The sequence below is a fragment of the Streptomyces sp. NPDC043876 genome (assembly GCF_056435825.1).
Window position 1 is genome coordinate 296,902 of record NZ_JBWKDV010000002.1, and the last position, 24,432, is coordinate 321,333.

Below are 24,432 nucleotides of genomic sequence, written 5' to 3' on the forward strand. Positions count from 1 at the left end.
AGGTGCTGGAGGTCAGCGAGGCGGGGCGCCGTCGGTCAGCAGCCCCCGTACCTGCGCCGGAGCCCAGTGGCCGGCCGCTCCGGAGCGGGAGGAGAGGTACTCCGCGATGTCGGGCTCGTCCCAGGGGCCCGACTCCAGCAGCCCGCCCGCGAGGTACCGCAGGTACGCGGCGGACGGCGCGAGCGGTGCGACGTCCCGCAGGGTCCACGGCGCGGTCAGCGTCAGCACCGGTACCCCTTCGATCGTCCCGGGGCAGATCAGCGTTTCGTAGCGCCCCGGGCCCAACGCCCCCCGCCCCAGGCGCAGAACGCCCGTCAGGTCCAGGTCGGCCCCCGGCTCCCCGTACATCTCCTGCGCGGCGATGTCCGAGAACTGGCCCACCGTCACGAGGTGCGCGCGCCCCCGCATCCGGCCGGGCGCCGTCGGGTCGTAGAAGCCCCTCCCTCCCGTCCACACGGGGGATTCGGTGGCGAAATACAGACAACCCGCCAGCTCGACGGCGATCGACCGCTCCGGCCCCCGGCGGTCCCGGCAGCCCGGATACGTCCGCGTCGCCCCCGCGGGCCTCCCGCCCGCGAGGTAGGCGGTCAGCCGGTCCAGGTGCATGTTGGAACCGTAGGACGCGTACCAGACGCGCCCGGGCGCGCCGGAGCAGGCGGCAGCCCCCACGCCGAGCGGCTCCGCGAGGTGGACGGTCATGCTCCGATCCTCCCGCGCCCCCGGCCCCCACCGCAGCGGCACGGCGTGGCACATCACGCGGCTCCGGCGCTTACCGCCGCGCTACGGCTGCCCCGATAAGGTGCCTTGACCTGCACGGAAGCCCTCCCCGGGGGGAGGGCTTCGAGTGGTGGAGAAGTGGTGCCCCCGGCAGGACTCGAACCTGCGGCCAAGTGCTTAGAAGGCACCTGCTCTATCCACTGAGCTACGGGGGCCGGAAGGTGGCCGTGTGGGGCCTGGAGCCCCGGCGTGGGGGTGGGGCTGCGGTCCGTGCCGGGTCAAGGATAGGGCTCCGGCCGCCTTGTCCCGGTTGCTTCCCCCGCGTGCCACGATGTGGAGGTTCGGTGAAGCGGTCCCGATAATCGCAGGCAGGTGCGATTCGCGCATCGCTTTTGCGCCGCGGCGCCCCGGGTGTTGTGTACTCGTTATGCCTGTGCCCCACTCGTCCCGTCTGTCTGTGATGTCTCGGCGGGGCCCCGCCGGTGGGCTGTCCGGAGTGCCCGGAATGCACCACTGGAGTCGCGTTCGCCGCGCAGGGGGCGTATAAGCTTCAAAAAAGGTCACAAATTGGGCATTCTTCACATGTGGTGACCTTGGATGTTCGGCCCCAGCTGCTCGATGCCCTCTCCGCCGTGCGCGACCGGGTAGCCTCCGTGCGTCTGCCGCTGCCTCTGCCCGGTGCCCCGCGCGCCCGGCAGACCAGATCGGAGCTGCTCGCACAGCTCGACGACTATCTCGTGCCCCGGCTCAAAGCCCCCGAAGCCCCGTTGCTCGCCGTCGTCGGCGGGTCCACCGGAGCCGGGAAGTCCACCCTCGTCAACTCCCTCGTGGGCCGTCAGGTCAGTGAGGCCGGCGTGCTCCGGCCCACGACCCGCACGCCCGTCCTCGTCTGCCATCCGGACGACCACCACTGGTTCGCCGGGATGCGGGTGCTGCCCGACCTGATGCGCGTCTGGCTTCCGCAGGGCGAGGAGGAAGCCGTTCCGGTCGGCCGCAAGGGCCTCGGCCGGCGGCCGGCCGCTCCGGGGGGCGGGCAGCCGCGCGAACTGCGCATCGAGACCGTCAGCACCCTGCCGCGCGGCCTCGCCGTCCTCGACGCCCCCGACATCGACTCCCTCGTCGTCGACAACCGCACCCTGGCCGCCCAGCTGATCTGCGCCGCCGACGTCTGGGTCATGGTGACCACCGCCTCGCGCTACGCCGACGCCGTCCCCTGGCACCTGCTGCGCACCGCCAAGGAGTACAAGGCGACCCTGGTCACCGTCCTGGACCGGGTGCCGCACCAGGTGCTCGGCGAGGTCTCGCGGCAGTACGCCGCGCTGCTCACCCGGGCCGGGCTGGGCGACGTACCGCGCTTCACCGTCCCGGAGCTGCCCGAATCGGCCGGGGAGGGCGGGCTGCTGCCCGCCAGCGCGGTGGCGCCGCTGTTCGCCTGGCTCAGCCACCACGCGCAGGACCCCGCCGCGCGGCAGCAGGCCGTCGGCCGGACCGCGCTCGGGGTGCTGGACTCGCTCTCGCGGCGGATGCCCGAACTGGCCTCCGCCGTCGCCGCCCAGCACGCCGCCGCCGTACGGCTGACCTTCGCCGTCGAGGACGCCTACAAGCGGGAGGGCAAGCGGGTCCGCAACCGGCTCGACCACGGCGCCGTACTCGCCGGGGACGCCCTCACCCGCTGGCGCGGCTACCCCCTCGACACCACTCCCGACGAACTCCTCGACTCCCTCGCCGAGTCGCTCGCCGCCCTGCTGCAATGCGCCGTGGCCGCCGCCGACGAGCGGATCGCGCAGGCCTGGCGCCGCGAACCGGCCGCGGCCGCCGTCCCGCTGCCCGCGCCCGACCGGGAGGCGGGCGAACGCATCGGGATGGCCGTCCGGCGCTGGCGGCGCGTCCTGGAGGAGCTGGCCGAGGAGGAGGTGGCCCGGCTGGAGAAGCAGCCCGGGCCCGATCCGGACGGCGTGGCCGCCCTCCTCGTCGCGGTGCTGCTCGGCGGCAAGCGGGCCCGCGCGGCGGGCGAGAAGCTGGCCGAGCGGGTCGGCGTACAGGTCGCCCTGCGGCTGCGCGACCGCGGCGCGGAACTCGTCGCGACCCACCTCGACCAGGTGCTGCGGGCCGAACGCGACCGCCGCCTGGCCCCCCTCGAAGCGCTCGACGTGACCCCGGAGCCCCAGGCAGAACTGATCGCCGCGCTGTCCCTACTGCAGAAGGAGAGGTGACGCGGTGACCGCCCTGACCGACCGAACCGACGACCGTGACCGCGACCGCGAGCGGGAGGTGGAGCACCTGCGCGACCGCGACCGCGGCGGGGACCCCGACAGCGGGCGCGGGCCCGAGGGGGAGTCCGAGCAGGGCGCGGACGGGCGGCCGCGCTGGGACGACGGGTTCATCGCGCGGTCGCGCCGGGCGGGTACGGACGACGACCCGGACGCCGACGGGGGCGCCGACGAGGCGCTCGTCCGCGCCGTCTCCGGAGCCGGGAACGACGGCGGCAAGTCGCCCGCCGCGCCGCCGCTCAGCCCCGAGGGACAGGCCCTGCGGACCCGGCTCGAAGCCCTGCGCCAGCTGGTCGGGCTGTCCCGGACCCGGCTCGACGGCAAGACGCTGGCCGAGGCGGGCCGGGTGCTCGACGAGTACGCCGCGCGGCGCGGCCTGTCGGCGCAGCACACGGTCGTCGCGATCGCCGGAGCCACCGGAAGCGGCAAGTCCACGCTCTTCAATTCACTCGCAGGGGTACAGATTTCGGAGACGGGCCTGCGCCGCCCGACCACCGCCGCGCCCATCGCGTGCAGCTGGTCCGACGGGGCGGCCGGCCTGCTGGACCGGCTGGAGATCCCCGGCCGGCTGCGGCGGCGCCCGCGCGAGACCTCCGAGGCGGAGGCGCTGCGCGGAATGGTCCTGGTGGACCTGCCCGACCTCGACTCGGCGGTCGGCGCACACCGCGACCACGTGGACCGGGTGCTGGCGCTGGTGGACGCCGTGGTGTGGGTCGTCGACCCCGAGAAGTACGCCGACGCGGTGCTGCACGAGCGGTACCTGCGACCGCTGGCCGGGCACGCCGAGGTCACCTTCGTCGTGCTCAACCAGGTGGACCGGCTGCCCGGCGAGGCCGCCGACCTGGTCCTCGACGACCTGCGCCGGCTCCTCGACGAGGACGGCATCGCGCTCGGCGAGCACGGCGAACCCGGCGCGACCGTGCTCGGGCTCTCCGCCCTCACCGGCGAGGGGCTGGGGGAACTGCGCGAACTGCTCGGCCAGTTCACCCAGGAGCGCGGCGCCGCCACCCGGCGGATCGCCGCCGACGTCGACCAGGCGGCGGTGCGGCTGCGCCCGCTGTACGTGGCCGACGGGCACTCGGGGCCGGAGATCGGCGAGGCCGCCCGGGCCGAGTTCGAGGACCGGCTGGCCGAGGCGGTCGGCGCGTACGCCGCCGGGCTCGCCGCCGAACGGGCCTGGCGGCGCAATGCCGGAAAGGCCTGCGGGACGCCGTGGCTGCGGCTGTGGCGCTGGTACGAGGGCAAGCGCGCCCCGCGCACGCTGGCCGGGCTCGCCGCCCTTGCCGCCATCGGAGGACGTCACCCCGGATCCGGGATCGTGGAGGCGCCGGTCGGCGAGGAGGTGACCGCCCGGCAGCGAGTGGAGCAGGCCGTACGGACCGTCTCCGACGAGGCGGTGAACGGGCTGCCGGACCCCTGGGCGCAGGCGGTGCGGGAGACCGCGGTGCGGGGCGGCGAGCGGCTGCCGGAGGCGCTGGACGAGCTGACGGCGACGCTGGGCGTGCCCGCCGGGAAGCCGCCGCGGCCCGCGTGGTGGCCGGCCGCGGTGCTCACCCAGGCGGCCATGACGCTGCTCCAGATCTTCGGCGGGCTGTGGCTGGTGGGCCAGATCGCCGGGGTGCTGGAGCCGCGGCTGCTGCCGCCGGTGCTGCTGATGGTGGCGGGCATCGTGGGCGGCCCGCTGGTGGAGTGGGCCTGCTCGATCGCGGCCCGCGGACCGGCCCGGCGGTACGGGCAGGACGCGGAGCAGCGGCTGCGGCAGGCCGCCGCCGGGTGCGGGCGGGCGCGGGTGCTGGAGCCGGTGGCGGCGGAGCTGCTGCGCTACCGGGAGGTGCGCGAGCAGTACGCGACGGTGGCGCGGTTGTCCACAACCCGTCAGTAGTCCACAGGCCGGAGCGGGTGCGGGCCGGCCGGGTCAGCATGGGTGGGCGGACGCGAGGTGCGGACGTGCCGATCGGGGCGGATGGCCGGGTGTCCGAGAGGCTGGACGGGTGCGGGGGAGGGGGCGGCCGGGATGAACGACACCCTGGTGACGCTGGTGGGGAACGTGGCGACGGGCATGGACTACCGGGAATCGCCGAGCGGGGCGGTGGTCAGATTCCGGTTCGCCGTGACCCCGCGGTACTGGGACCGGCAGCGGGAGGGCTGGAAGGACGGCGCGACCAGCTTCTACACCGTGTGGGCACGGCGTGCGCTCGCCGCCAACCTCGCGGGATCGGTCGCGTCGGGCGAACCGCTGGTGGTGCACGGGCGGTTGCGGGTGCGGGACGAGGAGGGCGACGGCAAACGGTATTTCTCGGCGGAGATCGACGCGGTGGCCATCGGCCACGACCTCAACCGCGGGACCTCGGCGTTCCGCCGCATCGTCCGCGCGGAGACTCCACTGACGGAACCTCAGAAGGCGGCGGTGGGCTGAGTGTTCGGGGCCGATAGGATTCCCCGGAACTCACGGGCACCTGGGTCTCTGGCCCGGAGGGGAAGACTGTGTCGATCGCCGTTCCCGCATCCTCTGCGTCTACGTCCACGTCTACGTCTGCTGCGGCTACGTCCGCGGCGTTTGCCGCGCCCGGCGCGTCCGGGGGCGGGGTGCGGGCCGCCGCGAGACGGCCGCTCGCCACGGCCCTGCTGGCGGCGGCCATCGCCACCGCGCCGGGCACCGCCGCGGCCGCCGCCGGGGCGGACGGTTCGGCCACCCGGCCACCGGAGGGCGCGAGCGCCGTGCTGGACGGGCTCAAGACGTACGGCCAGGCGGTGCTGCGGACCCAGGACGGAGCGGTGCAGCAGATCCCGGCCGGGCTGTACGAGATGCGGGTGGACGGGGGCGGCATGCTCCAGACGTACGGGGTCGGCCTGACCGGTTTCGCCCAGCCGGAGGCGCACTACACCGAGACCGCGTGGAGCCGCAGTCCGCTCGGCGACCACGGGGACGCGGGCCGGATCCGATGGGTGCTGGAGCACTCCTACCCGCAGTTGAACGACCTGGCGGGGCTGGCCAGGGCAGCCGGGGCCGCATCGCTCACCGCCGAGAGCGCGGCGGCCGGGACCCAGGTGGCGATCTGGCGGCTGGCCGAGTCGGCGCAGGTGGAGGCGGCCGACCCGGAGGCGGAGAAGCTGGCCGACTACCTCCAGCGCGCGGCGGCCCAGCTGCCGGAGCCCCCGGCCTCGCTGGGCCTGGACCCCGGCGAGGTGTCCGGGCCGGTGGGCGGCAGGATCGGGCCCGTGACCGTCCGGACCGGGGCGCAGAGCGTGACGGTCACCCCGGACGCGGCGGCCCTGGCGATGGGGGTGCGGGTGGTGGACGCCGACGGGCAGCCCCTCACCACCGCGGGGAACGGCAGCAAGCTGTACTTCGAGGTCCCGGCGGGCACGCCCGACGGGGAGGCGTCGGTGACGGTGCAGGGCGCGATGAAGGTGCCCGTGGGCCGGGTCTTCACCGGCGGTGAGCAGACCCGGGCGCTGATCGTGGCCGGGTCCAGCGCCTCGGCGGCCTCGGCCGTGGCCACCGCGGAGTGGCCGACCCGGGTGGTCCCGGTTTCCACCGGGGGCCAGGGGGCCCAGGGCTCGGCCGGGACCTCGGTGGGGCCGCCGACCGGCCAGACCCGGAGCACGACGGGGACCGCGGGACGCGGTGACGAGGAGCGGCTGGCGGCCAGCGGCAGCTCCGGGGCCACCCCGGTCATCGCCGGCCTGGCGGTGGGCCTGGTGGTCCTGGGCGGCATGGTCGTCCTCCTCCTGCGCAAGCGCCCCCTGGAGGAGGACACCCCGGCCGCCCGGGCGGACCAGGACGCCTAGGGCGTGTTTTAAAAGTCCCGCCTGGCCTGCGACGCCTGGCACCGCACCTCGCCGCGTTGTCGGGGCGCCCGAGTACTCCAGTACACGGGCGCCCCTCCGCCTTGCGATGCACGGCACCAGACGCCGCAGGCCTGCGCCCTCCGGGCGCCCCGGCGCTACTTTTAAAACACGCCCTAGCCCGCCGCTACGGGCCCCCGCCCAGCCCTGCCCGCGCGCGACGAGGCCGGGTCTGGGGGAGGCTGGTTCGAAATGGGGGCGGCGGGTAAGGGCGTGAAATGGTTGATCAGGAACTGACCTGGCAAGGTGCGGTCGCCCGGGGCGACCGTGCGCTGTTCGACGCGGTCGCCCACAGGCAGTGGCCCGGTGCGCAAAAGGTGCTGCCGCGACTCGGCCGCGCCGCCAACCACGGGGTGCTCTGGGCCGGTGCGGCCTCGGCGCTCGCCGTGTTCGGTTCGGTCAGGGCCCGGCGCGGGGCCGTGCGCGGGATGGCCTCGCTGGCGCTCGCCTCCGCCACCATCAACACCGTCGGCAAGTGGTCGGTGCGCAGGGCCCGGCCGCTGCTGGAGGGCGTGCCCACCGCGCGGCGGCTCGCCCGGCAACCCCGGACCACCTCCTTCCCCTCCGGCCATTCGGCCTCCGCCTTCGCCTTCGCCACCGGACTGGCGCTGGAATCCCCGGGCTGGGGCGCGGTCGTGGCGCCGGTGGCGGCCTCGGTGGCGTTCTCCCGGGTGTACACGGGCGTCCACTACCCCACCGACGTCCTGGCGGGAGCGGGCTTCGGCGTGGCCGCGGCGTGCACCGTCCGGTTCGTGGCCCGGAGCATCGAGCGGCACCGGGTCACCCCGGGCAACGAGCGCCCGGCCGCCGACGCTCCCGCGCTGCCCGACGGCGAGGGGCTCACCGTGATCGTCAACAAGGGGTCCGGGACCGCCGCCGAAGCGGGGATCGAGCGGCTGCTCAAGTCCTTGCCCCAGGCCGAGGTGGTCGAGTGCGAGGGGCCGGACGTGCCCGCCGAGCTGGCCGCGGCGGCCGCCCGCAGCAAGGTCCTCGGGGTGTGCGGGGGCGACGGCACGGTGAACGCCGCCGCCACCGCCGCGCTCAAGGCCGGGGTGCCGCTCGCGGTGTTCCCGGGCGGGACCCTGAACCACTTCGCGCTCGACCTCGGGCTCGTCGGCCCCGAGGACACCTGCCGGGCGGTGGCCGCGGGCCACGCCGTCAAGGTGGGCGTGGGCCGCTTCACCCCCGGCCCCGCCCGGGCCGAACCGGCCCTCGACGCGAGCGCCGTCCCCGTTCCCCCGGCCGATTCGGCCGGCCCCGCCGTGCCGGTCGCGCAGGCCACGGCGGAACGGGAGGAGTTCGGGTACTTCCTGAACAACTTCAGCATCGGCGCCTACCCCGAGCTGCTCGGCCACCGGCTGCGCTGGGGGCACCGCATCGGCGGCGGCCCCGCCGCGCTGCTGGCGTCCTGGAAGGTGCTGCGCGCGGAGCGGCCGGTACGGATGCGGCTGGCCGGGCGGCAGCGGGCCGTCTGGCTGCTCTTCGCGGGCAACGGCACCTACCAGGGCAGCGGCGCGACCCCGCGGCACCGGATGAGCCTCGGCGAAGGGCTGCTCGACGTACGGCTCGTGTTCGGCGGCGGGCGCCCCGGCCCGCGCCTGCTCGCCGCGGCCCTCGCCGGGCCGCTGACGCGCTCGCCCGTCCACACGGCGACCAAGCTACGCAGCCTGCGCCTCTCCGAGATCCCGGAGGGCACCCCGCTCGCCTACGACGGGGAGTACGCGCTGGCCCCCAGGTCCTGCGTCCTGGACGAGCTGCCCGACGCCCTCACGGTCTACCGCCCCCGCTGACTCCCCGGAGCACCCCGAAGCCAGGACCGGAACCCCGCTCCCACCCGGCCCTGGCTCCGCCCGGCCCGTCAGCCGATCCGGGCTTGCCCTGCCGTCGCGCTTCCCGCGCCCACGTCGGCCCGCATGGCGTCGAGCATCCTCTCCCACTGCTCCCAGAGCCGAACGAAATCTGTGCGAATTCCATCGAACGAGCCGTCCGGATCCGGTACGCCCTCTTCCAGGCACATGATGCGCCGATAGACCTCCGACAGTGACTTGGTCATGGCGTTCAGCTCGACCAGTACCTCACCCGATGCCACCAGCTGAGCCGCGGCGAAGACCGAGTGGTGGTCCCGGCGCGCCTCTTCGACCACCTCTCTCGCCTCCGTGGTCACCGCGCCCTTGTGCACGATCCACAGAAAGTTCATGAGATGAGTCCGGTACCGGCGAAAGGCCGCGTTGACGCTCATGTAGCTCTCGCGCCGGCGGGCCAGTTCGGCCACCTGCTGCTCACGGACCCATTGGGCCTCACCCGCTTGCTGCTGACGTACGAACTGTTCCGCCTGCACGCGGGCCAGCAGGCGTGGCGACAGGACGGACGCTGTGAGCGTCCCCGCGACACCCACTACAGCCACTGCCAACCCGATGAGCGTGCTTCCCACTGGACCCCCTGGATGACGACGCGTATCCCTCACGGCAAGGGCATCTTGCAGCTTGGTCCTGCGGTGGGGGTGCCGTTCAGGGGAGAAATCCGTCGCTGCCAGGCACTCGAGGGCCCGTCCGGGGCCGCCCGTGGGCCGTCCGGGGCCCCCGGCGCCGACCCATGTCGACCGGAGGTGACCTGGGCGTGAGACCCCGCGCCGGGCCCGCCCCAGGTCAGGGGCCTCTGACCTACCCATTGGCCCCGAGGTATGGACGACTGGCAAGATGGGGTGTATCTGCCCACCCATCGATCTGCCGGACGGTTTCTCTTGGCTGAGTTCATCTACACCATGCGCAAGACGCGCAAGGCGCACGGCGACAAGGTGATTCTTGATGACGTCACCCTGAACTTCCTGCCCGGCGCGAAGATCGGTGTGGTCGGTCCGAACGGCGCCGGTAAGTCCACCGTCCTGAAGATCATGGCGGGCCTGGAGCAGCCGTCCAACGGTGAGGCGTACCTGTCTCCCGGCTTCAGCGTCGGCATCCTCATGCAGGAGCCGAAGCTCGACGAGTCCAAGACGGTCCTGGAGAACGTGCAGGACGGCGCCGCCGAGATCATGGGCAAGCTCAAGCGCTTCAACGAGGTCGCCGAGCTGATGGCGACCGACTACACCGACGCGCTCATGGACGAGATGGGCAAGCTCCAGGAGGACCTGGACCACGCCAACGCCTGGGACCTCGACGCCCAGCTGGAGCAGGCCATGGACGCCCTGGGCTGCCCGCCCGGCGACTGGCCCGTCACCAACCTCTCCGGTGGCGAGAAGCGCCGCGTGGCGCTCTGCAAGCTGCTGATCGAGGCCCCGGACCTGCTCCTCCTCGACGAGCCCACCAACCACCTCGACGCCGAGTCGGTGAACTGGCTGGAGCAGCACCTTTCGCAGTACAAGGGCTGCGTCATCGCCGTGACCCACGACCGGTACTTCCTCAACAACGTCGCCGAGTGGATCCTCGAACTGGACCGCGGCCGCGCCATCGCCTACGAGGGCAACTACTCCACGTACCTGGAGAAGAAGGCCACCCGCCTCAAGGTCGAGGGCCGCAAGGACGAGAAGCGCCAGAAGCGCCTCAAGGAAGAGCTGGAGTGGGTCCGCTCCAACGCCAAGGGCCGCCAGACCAAGTCCAAGGCACGCCTCGCCCGCTACGAGGAGATGGCCGCCGAGGCGGACAAGATGCGGAAGCTGGACTTCGAGGAGATCCAGATCCCGCCGGGCCCGCGTCTGGGCTCGATCGTGGTCGAGGTCAACAACCTCTCCAAGGCGTTCGGTGACAAGGTCCTCATCGACGACCTGTCCTTCACGCTGCCGCGCAACGGCATCGTCGGCATCATCGGCCCGAACGGCGCCGGCAAGACCACGCTGTTCAAGATGATCCAGGGCCTGGAGACGCCGGACTCCGGCGCCATCAAGGTCGGCGACACCGTCAAGATCAGCTACGTCGACCAGAGCCGCGCCAACATCGACCCCAAGAAGACCCTCTGGGCCGTCGTGTCGGACGAGCTGGACTACATCAACGTCGGCCAGGTCGAAATGCCGTCCCGCGCGTACGTCAGCGCCTTCGGCTTCAAGGGTCCGGACCAGCAGAAGCCGGCCGGCGTGCTGTCCGGTGGTGAGCGCAACCGCCTCAACCTGGCGCTGACGCTCAAGGAGGGCGGCAACCTGCTGCTCCTCGACGAGCCCACCAACGACCTCGACGTCGAGACCCTCTCCTCGCTCGAGAACGCGCTCCTGGAGTTCCCGGGCGCGGCCGTGGTCATCTCCCACGACCGCTGGTTCCTGGACCGGGTCGCGACGCACATCCTCGCCTACGAGGGCGAGTCGAAGTGGTACTGGTTCGAGGGCAACTTCGAGTCGTACGAGAAGAACAAGATCGAGCGTCTCGGCGCCGATGCGGCCCGCCCGCACCGCGCCACGTACAAGAAGCTCACCCGAGGCTGAGACTGAGGCTGGAACAAGCATGGCCAGACACCTCTACCGGTGCCCCTTGCGCTGGTCGGACATGGATTCCTTCGGGCACGTGAACAACGTGGTCTTCCTCCGCTACCTGGAGGAAGCCCGGATCGACTTCATGTTCCGGCTCGCGCCGGGCGAGGGCAGCGAGTCCTTCACGGGCGGTTCCGTCGTGGCCCGCCACGAGATCGACTACAAGCTGCCCCTCGTGCACCGGCACGAGCCGGTCCTCATCGAATCCTGGGTGACCCGGATAGGCGCGGCGTCCCTGACCATCGGCTACGAGGTCAAGGACGTGGCGGAGGACGGCCGGCCCGAGAAGGTCTACGTACGGGCCTCGACGGTCGTCGTGCCCTACAACCTCGCCGAGGGGCGGCCCCGCCGCATCACGGCCGAGGAGAAGCAGTTCCTGCAGAAGTACCTCGACGAGCCCACGGGCCCGGAAGGGGCCGTCGCCGCATGAGCGAACGGCTGCGCCTCGCCGATTCCGGGGAGGCGGCGGACCTCGCCGCCTTCCTGGGCCGGCTCGTGCACTACGACCGCGCCGCCGCGGTCCGCCTCCAGGTGGGCGGCGGCGCGCTGGCGGTGTTCGGCCGCCCGCCGTCCTTCGACGTGCTGGCGATCCGTACGGCCCGGCTCGCGCAGCCCCCGGCCCTGCCGCTGGACCGGACCGTCTCCGCCGGGGAACTCCTGGAGGCGATCGACGAGGCCGAGGGCAGCGCGGTCGTGCCCGCGGCCGTGACCGGGCCCCCCTGGGCGGGCGTACTGCCGCCCCGCGGCGGCTGGCAGCAGGTGCCCGGGCTGCCCGGCGCCGACGCGATGCGCGCGCAGGTGGCGCTGGCCGTCGCGGAGTTCCGCAGCCGCGACGAGGCCCTGCCCCCGCAGCACCGCACCCGCTCCGAGCGCGACCGGATCGGCCGCGAGATCTGGTCCCGGACCGTGGGCGAGACCGCCCTCCCGCTGCGCGCCGTGCACGCTGCCCAGTCCCTGGGCTTCCTGCGGCCGGTACGGTCCACCGTGCCCGCGCAGAGCGCCGCGCCCGACGCCCCGGAGCCGGTGGCGCTGCTGGCATCCGGCAGCTGGCTGCGGCTGCGCACCCCGTACGGTTCCGTGGTCACCCGCCGCCCGGGCGGCGGCCTGGGCGCCCTCCAGGTCCGCCCGGTCTGACGCCGGTACGCCCCGCCCGCGCCGTGCCTCCGCTCAGCCCTCGGTGTTGATCATCGAGGCGGCGGCGTACGTCACGTACCGCCACAGCTGGGCCTCGTGCTCCGGCGCCAGGCCCAGCTCGTCGATCGCGTCCCGCATGTGCCGCAGCCACGCGTCGTGGGCCGCCCTGTCCACCTGGAACGGGGCGTGCCGCATCCGCAGGCGGGGGTGGCCGCGCTGGTCGCTGTAGGTGGTCGGCCCGCCCCAGTACTGCATCAGGAACAGCGCGAAGCGCTCCTCGGCGGGGCCCAGGTCGGCCTCCGGGTACATGGGACGCAGCAGCGGGTCCTCGGCGACCCCCTGGTAGAAGCGCCGGACCAGGCGGCGGAAGGTCTCCTCGCCGCCGACCTGCTCGTAGAAGGTCTGCTCCTGAAGGGTGCCCCGCGGAATCTCGTTCACCCGACCATCGTCTCAGACGCCCGGACGGAGGACCGGGGTCCTAGGACCATCGGCCGCCCGGCGCAGGCCCCTCGTGTCCGACGGGCGGCCCGGAGGCGCGGGCAGCACAGTGGAAGCATGGGAGGTACGGAGGCCGGAGCGGCGCGGGACCTGCGGGAGACGGCGCACGCGGCCCAGGTCCGCGAGCTGGTCGCCGCCGGGGCGCTGCCCGATCCGGCCTGGCGGGCGGCCTTCGCCGCCGTGCCCCGGCACGTCTTCGTCCCCTACTTCTGGACCGGCCGCGGCGCGGGCCACGAGCGGCTGTGGGCCGAGGACCCCGATCCCGAGCGCCGGGCCCGCTGGCTGCGCGGGGTCTACACGGACGCTCCGCTCGCGACCCGGCTGCGCGACGGCGAGCTGGTCTCCTCCAGCAGCCAGCCGTCCCTGATGGCGCGGATGCTGGACGCGCTGGAGGTCCGGGACGGGGACAACGTGCTGGAGATCGGCGCGGGCACCGGTTACAACGCCGCCCTGCTCTGCCACCGGCTCGGGGAGGACCTGGTCACCACGGTGGACCTGGACGAGGAGATCACCGAATCGGCGCGGGTCCACCTGGCCCGGCTCGGCCACCACCCGGTGGTGGTCACCGGGGACGGTGCGCGCGGCTGCCCGGCGCGGGGCCCCTTCGACCGGATCATCGTCACCTGCACGCTGCCGCAGATCCCGGCCGCCTGGCTGCCCCAGTGCCGAGCGGGCGCGCGGATCCTGGCGCCGCTGTCGACGGGGCTGATCGCGCTGCGCGTGCGGGACGCGGCCTTCGCTGAGGGGCACTTCCTGCACACCCCGGCGTATTTCGTCCCGCTGCGCGGAGCCGCGGCCGCGCCCGCGTGGGTGGCGGGCGGGCTGCCGTACGACCTGCTGGAGAACGAGCGCTTCCAGTTCATGCTGATCCTCACGGCGGGCGCGCTGCACCCGCGGGAGGCCCTGGACCTGTGGCGGAGCGAGGACCGGCCGGCGCGCGAACGCTTCGGCGTGACGGTCACCGACGAGGGCCAGTGGTCCTGGCTGGACGATCCCCAGGGGCCGTACGTCTGGCCCCTGGGGGATGCCGCCGCCTGACGCTCAGCCGCGGCGGACGGTGACCGTGGTCCAGGCGCCGACGTGGACGCGGTCGCCGTCGCGCAGCGGGACCGGCACGTAGGGCTGGATCGGCTCCTCGCCCCCGTTGATGTAGGTGCCGTTGGTGGAGTTCTGGTCCACCACCGCCCAGCTGCCGTCGGGCTGCTGGACCAGGACCGCGTGCGCGTGCGAGACGCCCGGGTCCTCCGGCGGGACCGACAGGTCGACGTCCGGGGACTCGCCCGTGGAGGCGCGGCGGCGGCCGATGGTGATCTGGCCGCCGGACAGCGGAAGGTGCTGCTCCGGGGCGTAGGCGGGCAGGTTGAGACCCGCCGCCTCGGGGCCGCTGCGCTGCATCATCGCCATGAAGTACGAGCGGTCGGGGCCGATCGTCGCGGTCCAGGCACCGCCCTGGGGCGGGATCGAGGGCTGCTCCGGCGCGGGCTGCTCGTATCCCGGCTGCGCCATGGACGGCAGCGCTTCGTAGTAACCCCGAGGCTCCTGCTCCTGCACCGGCGGCGGCAGCAGCCAGTCGTCCTCGCGCTGCAAGGACTCGGCGGGCCGGTTGACCTGCGAGGGCCGCGAGACGTGGTGGTCGTAGGGATCCTGCGCGTACGAGGCCTCGGCGGTCGGCATCGGCGCGTGCGGGGCGCCCGTGCTCACGGGCGGACCCGGAATGCGGTCCGGATCCGGGGCGATCGGCGTGTACGAGGTCGCCGTCCGGGTCAGGAAGTTGAAGCGGCACTCCTCGCAGTACGGGGCCATCGCCTCGCGCGGGGTCCGGCACTGCGGGCACAGCTCCGCCTGCGCGGTGGGCTCGCCCCCGGCCATCGGGAAGCCGTAGTCGTAGGAGGGCGGCGGCGGGGGCTCGTGGGCACCCGGGGGCGCGGCCGCGGGGGCCATGCGGTGACCGCATACTTCGCACCAGTCGTCGGAGACCGATTGGTGCCCGTTCGGGCAGGTCGGCATGTCGGCCGTTCCCCCTTCTCCCCTGCGTCGGGACGTCAGTGTCGCTTCTGTGGCGCTCGGGTGCCGCTGTCGTGGCGCTGTCGTACTGCTTCGGTACCGCTTCGGTGCCGCTTCAGTTCCGCTTCACGCGGACGGTCTGCGTCGACCGCGTTTCGAGGGTCATCTCGTCGGCGTCGGCGACTTTCGCCTTCAGCCGCACAGTACCCGCCGCGACATCCACGACATCCACCACCTTTGCCAGCAGTTTCGCAGTGTCCTCGTTCCCGGACGCACTGGCCAGCTGCACGGCGCGGCCCAGTTTGGCGGTGGCGCCGTCGAGATCTCCCAGTTTGCGTGCTTCCAGGCCCTGCTGGATGACCTCGGCCAGCTCGGCCTGGCCGGTGTAGTGGGCGACCTGGGCGTTGATCTTGGTGGACGCGGCCAGGTCGGCCGTCCACACCGCGCGGACCAGCCCCGGGGTCTCGGTGAGCACCGTGGCGTCCTCGCCGCCGCGGCCCGGCAGGACCAGGGAGATCCGCGAGGCGAGCATCTCCCGGCCCACGTCCGCGCCCGGTACCCGGACGCAGACGTGGTACTCGCGGGACTCGTCGCCCCAGGACCCGGTCGGGTAGTCACCCGCGCGCGGACCGGCTTCGGTGCGGCGGTCGGTGAGGTCCTGCACGGCGGGCGCGACCTGCTTGACGTACTGGATCTCCGCGCCGACCGGGTTCCACAGGCGCAGCGCGACGTCCGCGACCTCCTTGCCCATGACGTTCTCCATCATGAGCGTGAAGTCCTCGGCCAGCCGGGCCGGGTCGGCCACGATGTCGGCGGTGCCGAGCAGCGCGCTCGCGATGGCGGTCACCTCCTTGACCTCCCAGTCGGTGCCGACCCCGCGGGCATCGCAGGTGAACCGGCCGGCGCAGGCGTCGAGGGTGGCGCGGAGCACCTCCGGGTCCTCGTGCTCGTTGCGGCCGTCGGTCAGCAGGATGCCGTGCCGGATGGTGGCGGGGGACTGGCGCAGCAGGCCGTCGGCCAGCCGCAGCCAGGTGCCGATGGCGGTGCCGCCGCCGGGGGTCAGGGCGCCGAGGGCGCCCTTGGCCTGGGCGCGGGTGACCGGGTCCGCGACCGCGAGGCGGCCCTGACCGGGGTAGACCTCCCGGGCCACGTGCGTCCCGGCGATCACGGCGAAGGAGGTCCCGTCGCGCAGGGTGTCGATCGCGGCGGCCGTGGCCTCCTGGGCGCCGGTCATCTTGGCGGGCGGATACGCCATGGACCCCGAGCAGTCGACCATGATCACGACGGCCGCACCGCTGCCGGAGGTCGCGGCGCGGGTCGCGGCGGCGCCGCCGGTGGACGTCACCGTCACGATGGCGTGCACGTCCTGCCCGCCCACCGGGAGGAACTCGTTCTGGTACACCTCCACGGTGAAGCGCGGGGCGCTCGGCTTGGCGAAGTTCGCCATCAGGACGGTCTCCTCGGTGTGCGGGGCGGGCGGGGACGGTGCGGTCAGGCGGCGGGTGCCGCGGCCGCCTCGGACACGGCGAAGGGGACGACGGCCACGGTCACGTTGTCGTGACCACCGCCGTCCAGGGCGTGGCCGACGAGCACCTGGGCGCTGTGCAGCGGCCGGGCGGCGGCGTCGGTGGGCAGCAACCGGGCCATTTCCTGGGCGGATTCGGCGTAGTTCCACAGCCCGTCGGTGCAGACGACCACCACGCCCGGCCGGTCGGGCTTGAAGGCGACGGTGTGCGGCTCCAGTTCGTACGCGTCGGCGCCGAGCCAGCCGGTGATGGCGTGGGCGCGGACGTCGGCGTACGCCTCGGCCTCGTTCATCAGGCCCGCCGCGACCATCTGGGCGGCCCAGGAGTCGTCCTCGGTGAGGCGGGCGGGCGGGGCGGAGCGGTCGTCGGGCACCCAGTACGCGCGGCTGTCGCCGACCCAGCCGATGATCAGCAGGCCGCCCGCGGTGACCGCGCCGACGAGGGTGCAGGCGGGGGCGTTCTGCGCGCCGGGAACCTCCGGGGCCAGGGCGTTGACGGCAGTGGCGGCGGCCAGGATCGCCTCGTGCATGGCCTGCTGAGGCAGCGCGCCGCGGGGCAGCGCCTCCAGCAGGGCCTCGTTGGCGGCGACGGCCGCGGCGGCGGAGGCCTCGTCGGGGCGGCTGGCCGAGGAGACGCCGTCGCAGACGATGGCGACGGTGGCGGCCGAGCCGTCGGGCAGCGCGGTGGCCGCGACGGCGAAGGAGTCCTCGTTGCGGTGGTGGCGCAGGCCGCGGTCGCTGACGGCGGCGACGCTGCCGAGTTCCTCTTCGAGGTGGTCCCGCTCGCGGGGCTGGGCGTGGCCGCAGTGCTCGCAGTAGCCGTCGGTGTCGACCCGGCCGGCGCGGCAGGCGACACAGGTCTTGCCGCCGGTCGGCTCGCCGACGGGGTCGGTCCCGGCCGGGTCGCCGCTGCCGCCGCCGTCGCCGCTGCCCGAGCCCGGGTGGCCGGTGGTGGCCCCCTGCGGGGCGGCGGGGCCCCAGCCGCCGGGCTCGTCGACGAGCGTGGGCACGTGGCCGGGTGCGGGTGCGGGTGCGGGTGCCGGTGCGGGAGCGGCGCCGGGCGCCGGGGCCGCGCCGTACCCGGCGGGCTCGGGTGCGGCCGACGGCGCGGGGGCGCCGTAGCCGCCGGGTGCGGGGGTCGCCTCGGGCGCGCCGTAGCCGGGCGGGGCGGATGCCGGACCCGGGGTGTGGGACGCGTCGGACCAGCCGGCGGGGCCCGAGGGCTCGGGCGCGCCGACGGCGGGCGGGAAGGCGGGCCGGGGCGCCGCCGCGTCCGGGGTCAGGGCGACCGTCGGGTGGTCGTCCGGGGGCGGGGGCTCCGCGGAGAGGGAATATCCGCAGACTCCGCAGAAACGGTCACCCTCTTCCAGGGGTTCCGCACAGCTGGGGCAGCCCGACGGCCGATGCATCGACATCACTCACACCCACGTCCGTGGACGGAAACGGTTTGCCCGTTCCACCAGTTCGATCCTCTCCTCGCCCCGCTGCGCCAGGCGGGCCAGGACCCGGTACGAGCGTTCCAGGCCGAAGCGCAGCCCCCGCTCGTCCAGTTGGCTGCCGAGCAGCGAGGTCCGGCCGGGGTCCGCGCCCCGGCTACCCGACAGTACCCAGTCGAGCGCCGAGCCCAGAACCTCGGCCGTCAGCACCTCGTACCGGACGGCGTCCAGGCCGAACCGCCGCAGCGCCTCCACCTGCCCCGAGGCGGCCAGCAGGTCGTCCAGGAGCGGCTCCTCGGGGGAGCGGTCGCGCAAGCGTGCCCGTACGGCCGCCACCCGCGCGGCCGTGTAGTGGATGGACGACTCCGGTACGGATTCCAGCGTCCGCACCGCCGCCGTGCGGTCCCCGGCGGCCAGCTGGACCCGGGCCAGCCCGAAGGCGGCGCTCACGAATCCCGGATCGGTGGCCCACACCAGGCTGTAGTACTCGGCGGCATTGTCCAACTGGCCCAGGATCTCCGCGCACAGGCCCAGCGCCAGCTTCGGCGCGGGCTCGCCCGGGAAGGCGTCGTAGATCGCGTCGAAGGACAGCGCCGCGACCTCGTCGTCCCCGGCGGCCAGCGAGGCGATGCCGCGCGCCCAGACCACGCGCCAGTCGTCGGGGTGGCGCGCCTCCAGCTCCGTCAGGGTCCGGCCCGCCACCGCGAGTTCGCCCAGTTCCAGGTGGGCCCGCAGTGCGCGCAGCCGCAGCTCGGCGGAGTCGGCGGGCGCCGACGCCAGCGCGCCCAGCAGGTCGGCGGGCGCGGAGGTCAGCAGCGCGGTCAGGAAACCGGCGTTGGGGTCGGCCGGGTCCACCAGCGGCACGGGTAGGGCCAGCGAGGCCGCCCGCGCGTCCAGGGCGGCCAGCACGGCCGATCCGGGGAGCGCGGCCGGGTACGCCACGACGGGCGCCGCCGCGGCCGGCGCCGCCCGCGGCGCGGGCAGGGACACCTCGGCCGGAGCCGGCCGCGCGGCCGCCCCGGGGGCTCCCGGGGCAACCGTCACGTGCGTGGCGGTCGTCGCCGGCGCGGGCACCGCCGCCGCGCCCACGAGGGGCACCGCACCCGCCATGGGCACGGGCGCCAGCTCGGACACCGCGCCGGCGCGGCCGCCCGCAGGAGCGGTTGCGCCGGTCACCGCGGGCACCGCGCGGCGGCGGCCCGGCAGCACCCCGCGCCACGCCGTCAGCTCGCGCGCGCCCAGCCGGGGCATCGCGCCCCCCGCCTCCTCGGCGAACAGCCCGGTGTCGGGGACCCGCAGCTCGGGCCCGAACAGTGTGGACAGCTGCGGGCGCGGGCGCCCCGTCTGGAGCGCCACCACCTCCCGCAGCACGCCCGTCAGCTGGTCGGCCATCTCCTGCGCCGAGGCGAACCGCCGTCCCGGGTCGGGGTCGGTGGCCCGCACCAGCAGCCGGTAGAAGGACTCGTAGCGGCGGAAGACCTCGATGTGGTCGGGGTCCGGCAGGCTGTCCACGAAGACGGTGGTGTAGCCCTGGAAGTCGAAGGTCAGCACGGCCAGCGTGCGGGCGACGGTGTAGAGGTCGGAGGCCACCGAGGGGCCCAGCTCGGCGACTTCGGGCGCCTGGTAGCCGGTCGTGCCGTAGATGGCCGATTCGTCGTCGTCCATCCGCCGGACCGCGCCCATGTCGATCAGCTTGAGCTGGTCGGCCTGCTGGATGGCGTTGTCGACCTTGAAGTCGCAGTAGAGGAGGTTGCGGCTGTGCAGGTGGCCGAGGGCCTCCAGCGCCTCGATGCCGTAGGCGCAGGCCTGCTCCACCGGCAGCGGATCGCGCCGGCCGTCCGCCTGGCGGCGCTCGTTGGCGATCTCCTTGAGCGATTTGCCGCCGACGTACTCCATCACGATGTACCCGTCCAGCGAGCCGGTCCGCTGGTCCAGGTGCTCCACGAAGTTGTAGATCCGCACGATGTTGGAGTGCTCGATCTCCGCGAGGAAGCGCCGCTCCGAGATGGCCGCGGCCATCGCGTCCTGGTCCCCGGTGTCCAGCAGGCCCTTGAGGACCACCCAGCGGTCCGAGACCGCCCGGTCGACGGCGAGGTACACCCAGCCTAGGCCGCCGTGCGCCAGGCAGCCCGCCACCTCGTACTGCCCGTGCACCACGTCGCCCGAGGCGAGCTTCGGCACGAAGGAGTACGGGTGCCCGCACTTGGTGCAGAAGCCCTCGGTACGGCCCGGGCGGTCGCCGCGCGCCCGCCCGACCTGGGCCCCGCAGTCCGACTTCGAACAGAACCGCTTGCGCTCCGGCACCTCGGGATTGGCCAGCACCGAAGCCGAAGGATCCGGACGCGGAACCTCCGGCACGCTCACCAGCCCGGCCCCCAGCCGCCCGCGGCCCGAGGGCCCGGACGAGGAACCCGAACTGCGCACCGACACCGAACGGCCGGACGCCGCGGTCCCCGACAGGGCGCGCGAGAGCCGTCCCGAGACCGAACGCCGCGAGGACGACGAGCGCGAGGACCGGGCGGAGCGGGCCGAACCGGAACCCCGGGCCGAGGCCTGCGACCCTTGGGAGCCGCGCGCCCCGGCGCCCCGGGCCGCGCTGGTCATCCCGGTGGGCGGCGACACCAGCTCGGCGGCGCCTGCCGACGCCGCGGCGGGCGCGCCCGGCAGCGGCGCCAGGCCGCAGGTGTCGCAGTACAGCTCCCCGCCGCCCATGTCCTCGTACGCGCCCGGGCAGCCGGGCCGGCCGCACGGAGTCCCGGTCAGGCTCACGCGTTCTCCTTCCCCGGCCCGAGGGGCCGGTCCTGCTGCGGTACCAGTGACTCGGCGGCCGCCTGCTGGTAGCGCAGGACGGCCTGTTCGGCGGCGCGCAGATCGCAGGGCGCGCTCCACAGCATCCGCCGGGCCGTGTCGTACCGCTCGACGAGCAAGGGGTCTGCGGCCGTCCCGTGCCGGACCATCTTCGCCCGGTAGGCGTCGAGCCGGCCCCGCAGTTCGGCCCGCACCGCCAGGGGCGCGGTCACCGCCGTCAAGGAGGCGCGGGCCCGGCGCAGTTCGTCCTCGGCCCGCTCCTCCAGGGACTCCAGCAGCGGCGACAGCCGGTGCCACTGGGAGCGCCGCCGGTAGTCGGCGGCCGCCGCCAGCTGCTCCTGGAGCACGGTCGGCGGCCCGCTCACCGCGGGCACCTCGGAGGCGGCGATCTTGGCCAGCACCTCGACGCGCGCGGTCCGCGCCTCCGCCAGGGTCCGGTCGGCCCGCGACAGCACGTCGCGCAGGCTGATCAGCCGCTGCTCGGCGTCCTGCCGCACGGCCAGGACCGCCTCCACTTCGCGGCGTACGTCCTCCAGCGCGCGCGCCGCCCGGTCGTACCGCGCGGTGTCCGGCCGCCCGCCGCCCGGCGCGGAACTGCCGGGCGCGGGGGTCCAGAAGGCCAGCGGGTCCTCGATGACCCGGGCGCGCAGATCGGCCAGCTCGGCGGTGATCTCCTCCAGGTCGTCGCCCGAAGGGTGCTCGCCGGGGCGGACGCCGACGGAGTGGGCCAGCGCACGCGTGCGGTGCAGTTCGGCGGCGAGCAGGTCTATCCGGGCGGGCAGCGCCGACCACACCGCGTCGGCGGCGACCACCATGTCCAGCGAGGCCGCGTACAGCTCGTTCATCCGCGCGACCAGCTCGGCCAGCGAGAACCGCTCGGCCAGCTGGGCACCCTCCACCGCGCCGCCCGCGATCACCACCCCGGCGCCGCGCAGCCGTTCGGTCAGCTCGGCCAGGTCCTCGCGGGTGGGCCAGCGGCGCCGCTCGCGCAGTTCCCGGGCGGCGGCGAGCGCCCCGCTGTAGGCGTCGAAGTACGTCCACAGACGGGTGATGGCGGCGTCGGTGACGGCCCACCGCTCGCGGGTGGTGCCGGTCAGCGCCGCGCCCTCCAGGAGCCGTCGCCCGGCGTGGTCCTGGAGCGCGAGCAGCGAGGACTCCACGGCCTCGTGCTCCGCGTCGAGCCGGGCCAGCGCGCGGTCGACCTCGTCCCGGTCCATCACCGCCGGCACGGCCCCTCCTGTTCCCGCCACGGCGCTCAGCCGTCCCGGTACTTGGGCGCGGGGGGGCCGGGGATGCCGGGCAGGACGGCTTCCAGGTGCGTGCGGTAGGCCTTGGCCCACTGGCCGGCGTCCCCGCCCGCCCGGTAGTTCTCCAGCACCTTGTTGATCCGGCGCACCAGGTCGGTCGCGTCCTTGTTCATGGCCACGCCGTAGAACTCGCGGGTGAACGGCGAGCCGACGAGCCGCACCGTCGGGTCCTGCGCGGCCTGTCCGGCGGCGAGCGCGTTGTCCGTGACGATGCCGTCGACCTCGCCCAGCTGGAGCCTGACCAGGCAGTCCAGCTGGTTCGGGACGGTGACGGACACCGAGCCGTAGCCGTTCTCCTTGAGCTTGCTCTCGGCGATGGAACCGGCCGCCGTGCAGATCCTGCGGCCCTTGAGGGAGTCGTCGTAGCCGGTGATGGGCGAGCCCTTCGGGGCCAGGACCTGCTGGCCCGCCTCGAAGTACGCCGTGGAGAAGGCGACGTCCTTGAGCCGGTCGCAGTTGATCGTCATGGTCCGTACGACGATGTCGACCCGGCCCTCCACCAGCGCCGGTATGCGCTGGCTGGTCGGGATCGCCCGGTATATCACCGCGTTCTCGTCGCCCAGGATGTCCTTGGCTATGGCCTTGACCAGGGCGATGTCGAAGCCGTCGAGCTTGCCGTCGACCGGGTTGCGGTAACCCCAGCGGAAGCTGTTCTGGTCGACGCCCGCGACGAGCTTGCCCGCCGCCTTGATCCGGGCGATGGCCGGTCCGTCCACGCCCGGCGGGCGCAGGCTGGCCTCCGGGTCCTGGCAGGTCTCCTGCACCGCCGGGGCGGCCGGCGCCACCGCGGGCGCGGCGGGACCGGCCTGTGCCGTCTCCGGCGCTGCCTGGGCGAGCGGCAGCAGGACGGCGACGGCCGTCACCGCGCAGGCGGCGGCCATCGCGCTCACCCCGCCCCAGCCGCGCAGCCGTCGCGGGCCCGGCCCGCCGACGTCGTTCCGCTCCACCCGGCGCCCTCGCATCCGCATCACCTGTACTCCGAAAGCCTGCGCCCGATGCCGAGCAGCGCGGCCGCCGCCCCGAGGACCGCCAGGGCCGCCGCGCCCGTGACCAGACCGCCCAGGGCGCCGAGTCCGGACCGGGCCGCCTGCGTGAACTGCCGCTGTTCGTGGGCGACCGCCTGCTCCAGGGAGGCGTCCACCGTGTCGAAGGACGCCCCGCTGCTGTCCTTGCCCCCGATGACCTGGGGCAGCGCGAGGTCGTAATCGCCCTTGTTGTCGGTCTCCCGGGCGGCCGCGTGCCGCTGCTTCCACTGCTTCACGCCGTCGGCGGCGCGCGCGACGGGCGTGCGCCCGGTGGTGTCGTCGGCGAGCCGCGCGGCCTCGGCCAGGCCCGCGTCGAGGTCCTTCATGTTCCTGGCGAAGTCGACGTCGTACTTGTCGGACTTCTTGTCGTCGGCGAGGACGGCGCCCCGCGCGATCAGCGTCAGGTTCTCGTTGGCCCGCGCCTGGAGCGAGGAGATCCGCGCGTCGTTCAGCACCTTGAGCGATTCCTGGCCGCCCGAGCGGGCCTCGCCCAGCTCGGCGCGCGCCACCGTGTGCCCCACGACGAGCCACAGCAGGACCACCACCGAGGCGGCCGTCGCGGCCAGCAGCCCGTGGTTGAACACGCGGTGGGTGCGCAGGTAGTTGCGCCGCTGGGCCCAGCCCAGGACCCCGAGGGCGAGCAGGCCCGTGGCGAACGAGCCCACGGGGAGGGCGCGGGCGTCGTCGTAGTCCTGGTAGAGCCGGGCCGTCTGCGCCCGGTAGAGGCGCTGTGCGGCGGGCAGCAGCTGGGTGCTCATCTGCTCGTTGGCGTAGCGCAGGTAGGCGCCGCCGAGCGGCAGCCCCTGCCGGTTGGTCGCCCGGGCCTGCTCTATCAGGCCGGTGTAGCGCGGCAGTTGCTCGCCGAGCAGCGCGATCTCCTTGCGGGACTCCGTGTCGCCGCCGGTGTTCGCCGCCGCGTTGACCAGCAGCCGGGAGGCGTTGGCGATGTCCTTCTCGTACCGCTCGCGGACCTCGCGCGGCTCCTGGCCGCCCGCGAGGAACCCGCTGGAAGCGGCCGTGTCCGCATCGGCCAGCGAGCGGTAGATGCTCGCCGCGTCCGCGCTGAGCGGCTGGCTGCGGCCGACCACGTCGTCGGCGGCGCCGGACCGGCCGGAGACCTCCCAGACCGTCACCACCCCGAAGAGCAGCACCAGGACGGCCAGGGCCGCCCCGATGATCCGCAGCCGGCCGGGCTCGGTGGTCGCCGCGTCCCGCAGCCGCTCCACGCCCTCCGCCCACGCGCTGCGGCGCCCCGGCAGCGCCGGACCGCCGCCGCCGGGCCCCACCGGGCCGGGCGCGGCAGAAGGCGCGGACGCGGGCGCGGACGCGGGTGCGTGCGATGTGATGGCCACCGTGACCTCCCCCTCGGTCGTGGACTGCTCGGGAGCAGTATGGCCGTACTCCCGGCC

At 74.3% G+C, this 24,432-nt stretch carries 19 protein-coding genes and 1 tRNA gene; 9 read left to right on the forward strand and 11 right to left on the reverse strand.

Going from position 1 to position 24,432, the window contains the following annotated elements; all coding sequences use genetic code 11:
- Positions 1 to 12 precede the first annotated feature (12 nt).
- Positions 13 to 699, reverse strand: a complete 687-nt coding sequence (locus AC0693_RS06540) for a histone deacetylase (RefSeq protein ID WP_478801142.1) — start codon at positions 697 to 699, stop codon at positions 13 to 15.
- Positions 700 to 856: 157 nt separating this feature from the next.
- Positions 857 to 932, reverse strand: a tRNA-Arg gene (locus AC0693_RS06545).
- Positions 933 to 1,310: 378 nt separating this feature from the next.
- Between AC0693_RS06545 and AC0693_RS06550 the strand changes: the two genes are divergently transcribed.
- From AC0693_RS06550 to AC0693_RS06570, 5 genes are all read left to right on the forward strand, one after another.
- A complete protein-coding gene (locus AC0693_RS06550) occupies positions 1,311 to 2,930 on the forward strand; it encodes a dynamin family protein (protein ID WP_356404872.1) in 1,620 nt (539 codons plus the stop codon).
- A gap of 4 nt (positions 2,931 to 2,934) precedes the next feature.
- On the forward strand, positions 2,935 to 4,869 hold the full coding sequence (locus tag AC0693_RS06555) for a YfjP family GTPase (RefSeq protein ID WP_469318495.1): 1,935 nt from the start codon (positions 2,935 to 2,937) through the stop codon (positions 4,867 to 4,869).
- A gap of 132 nt (positions 4,870 to 5,001) precedes the next feature.
- Positions 5,002 to 5,403: a single-stranded DNA-binding protein gene (locus tag AC0693_RS06560; protein ID WP_478801143.1), complete on the forward strand. Its 402-nt coding sequence runs from the start codon at positions 5,002 to 5,004 to the stop codon at positions 5,401 to 5,403.
- A 170-nt stretch (positions 5,404 to 5,573) separates the two neighbouring features.
- Positions 5,574 to 6,779 (forward strand): TQXA domain-containing protein, encoded by a 1,206-nt coding sequence (locus AC0693_RS06565; protein ID WP_478801144.1) that lies wholly within the window; start codon positions 5,574 to 5,576, stop codon positions 6,777 to 6,779.
- Positions 6,780 to 7,054: 275 nt separating this feature from the next.
- Positions 7,055 to 8,626 carry a phosphatase PAP2 family protein gene (locus tag AC0693_RS06570; RefSeq protein WP_469333768.1) on the forward strand — a complete coding sequence of 524 codons (1,572 nt, stop codon included), beginning with the start codon at positions 7,055 to 7,057 and terminating at the stop codon, positions 8,624 to 8,626.
- Positions 8,627 to 8,694: 68 nt separating this feature from the next.
- Here the strand turns inward: AC0693_RS06570 and AC0693_RS06575 are convergent, their stop codons facing one another.
- Entirely contained in the window at positions 8,695 to 9,267 is a 573-nt protein-coding gene (locus AC0693_RS06575) for a hypothetical protein (protein ID WP_469318498.1), read from the reverse strand.
- Between the two features lie 309 nt (positions 9,268 to 9,576).
- On the opposite strand from AC0693_RS06575, the gene ettA reads away from it, so the two are divergent.
- From ettA to AC0693_RS06590, 3 genes are read left to right on the forward strand one after another with little or no spacing between them, the layout of a single operon-like run.
- Positions 9,577 to 11,241, forward strand: coding sequence for an energy-dependent translational throttle protein EttA (gene ettA, locus AC0693_RS06580; RefSeq protein WP_356404783.1), 1,665 nt, complete (start codon positions 9,577 to 9,579; stop codon positions 11,239 to 11,241).
- 19 nt (positions 11,242 to 11,260) lie between these two features.
- Positions 11,261 to 11,716 carry an acyl-CoA thioesterase gene (locus AC0693_RS06585; protein WP_356404785.1) on the forward strand — a complete coding sequence of 152 codons (456 nt, stop codon included), beginning with the start codon at positions 11,261 to 11,263 and terminating at the stop codon, positions 11,714 to 11,716.
- Positions 11,713 to 12,420, forward strand: coding sequence for a DUF8010 domain-containing protein (locus AC0693_RS06590; protein ID WP_478740783.1), 708 nt, complete (start codon positions 11,713 to 11,715; stop codon positions 12,418 to 12,420). Before AC0693_RS06585 ends, AC0693_RS06590 begins: the two co-directional genes overlap by 4 nt.
- 33 nt (positions 12,421 to 12,453) lie before the next feature.
- On the opposite strand, the gene AC0693_RS06595 is transcribed toward AC0693_RS06590, so the two are convergent.
- Complete coding sequence (locus AC0693_RS06595; RefSeq protein WP_469318500.1) at positions 12,454 to 12,858, reverse strand: globin; 405 nt, start codon at positions 12,856 to 12,858, stop codon at positions 12,454 to 12,456.
- A gap of 117 nt (positions 12,859 to 12,975) precedes the next feature.
- Here AC0693_RS06595 and AC0693_RS06600 point away from each other — a divergent pair, with 117 nt between their 5' ends.
- Positions 12,976 to 13,956, forward strand: coding sequence for a methyltransferase domain-containing protein (locus AC0693_RS06600; RefSeq protein ID WP_478801145.1), 981 nt, complete (start codon positions 12,976 to 12,978; stop codon positions 13,954 to 13,956).
- Between the two features lie 3 nt (positions 13,957 to 13,959).
- On the opposite strand, the gene AC0693_RS06605 is transcribed toward AC0693_RS06600, so the two are convergent.
- The 7 genes from AC0693_RS06605 to AC0693_RS06635 form a co-directional block, all read right to left on the reverse strand.
- Positions 13,960 to 14,925 carry an FHA domain-containing protein gene (locus AC0693_RS06605; protein ID WP_478801146.1) on the reverse strand — a complete coding sequence of 322 codons (966 nt, stop codon included), beginning with the start codon at positions 14,923 to 14,925 and terminating at the stop codon, positions 13,960 to 13,962.
- A gap of 112 nt (positions 14,926 to 15,037) precedes the next feature.
- The gene (locus AC0693_RS06610; protein ID WP_478801147.1) at positions 15,038 to 16,369 is read right to left on the reverse strand and encodes a hypothetical protein; all 1,332 of its coding nucleotides are present in this window, start codon (positions 16,367 to 16,369) and stop codon (positions 15,038 to 15,040) included.
- A 44-nt stretch (positions 16,370 to 16,413) separates the two neighbouring features.
- Positions 16,414 to 17,856, reverse strand: a complete 1,443-nt coding sequence (locus AC0693_RS06615; RefSeq protein ID WP_478801354.1) for a PP2C family protein-serine/threonine phosphatase — start codon at positions 17,854 to 17,856, stop codon at positions 16,414 to 16,416.
- 9 nt (positions 17,857 to 17,865) lie between these two features.
- Positions 17,866 to 20,595, reverse strand: coding sequence for a serine/threonine-protein kinase (locus AC0693_RS06620; RefSeq protein ID WP_469318562.1), 2,730 nt, complete (start codon positions 20,593 to 20,595; stop codon positions 17,866 to 17,868).
- A 53-nt stretch (positions 20,596 to 20,648) separates the two neighbouring features.
- Entirely contained in the window at positions 20,649 to 21,908 is a 1,260-nt protein-coding gene (locus tag AC0693_RS06625) for a hypothetical protein (protein ID WP_356404876.1), read from the reverse strand.
- Positions 21,909 to 21,946: 38 nt separating this feature from the next.
- Entirely contained in the window at positions 21,947 to 22,960 is a 1,014-nt protein-coding gene (locus AC0693_RS06630) for a glutamate ABC transporter substrate-binding protein (RefSeq protein WP_469333785.1), read from the reverse strand.
- Positions 22,961 to 22,965: 5 nt separating this feature from the next.
- Complete coding sequence (locus AC0693_RS06635; RefSeq protein ID WP_478801148.1) at positions 22,966 to 24,375, reverse strand: hypothetical protein; 1,410 nt, start codon at positions 24,373 to 24,375, stop codon at positions 22,966 to 22,968.
- Positions 24,376 to 24,432: the final 57 nt, after the last annotated feature.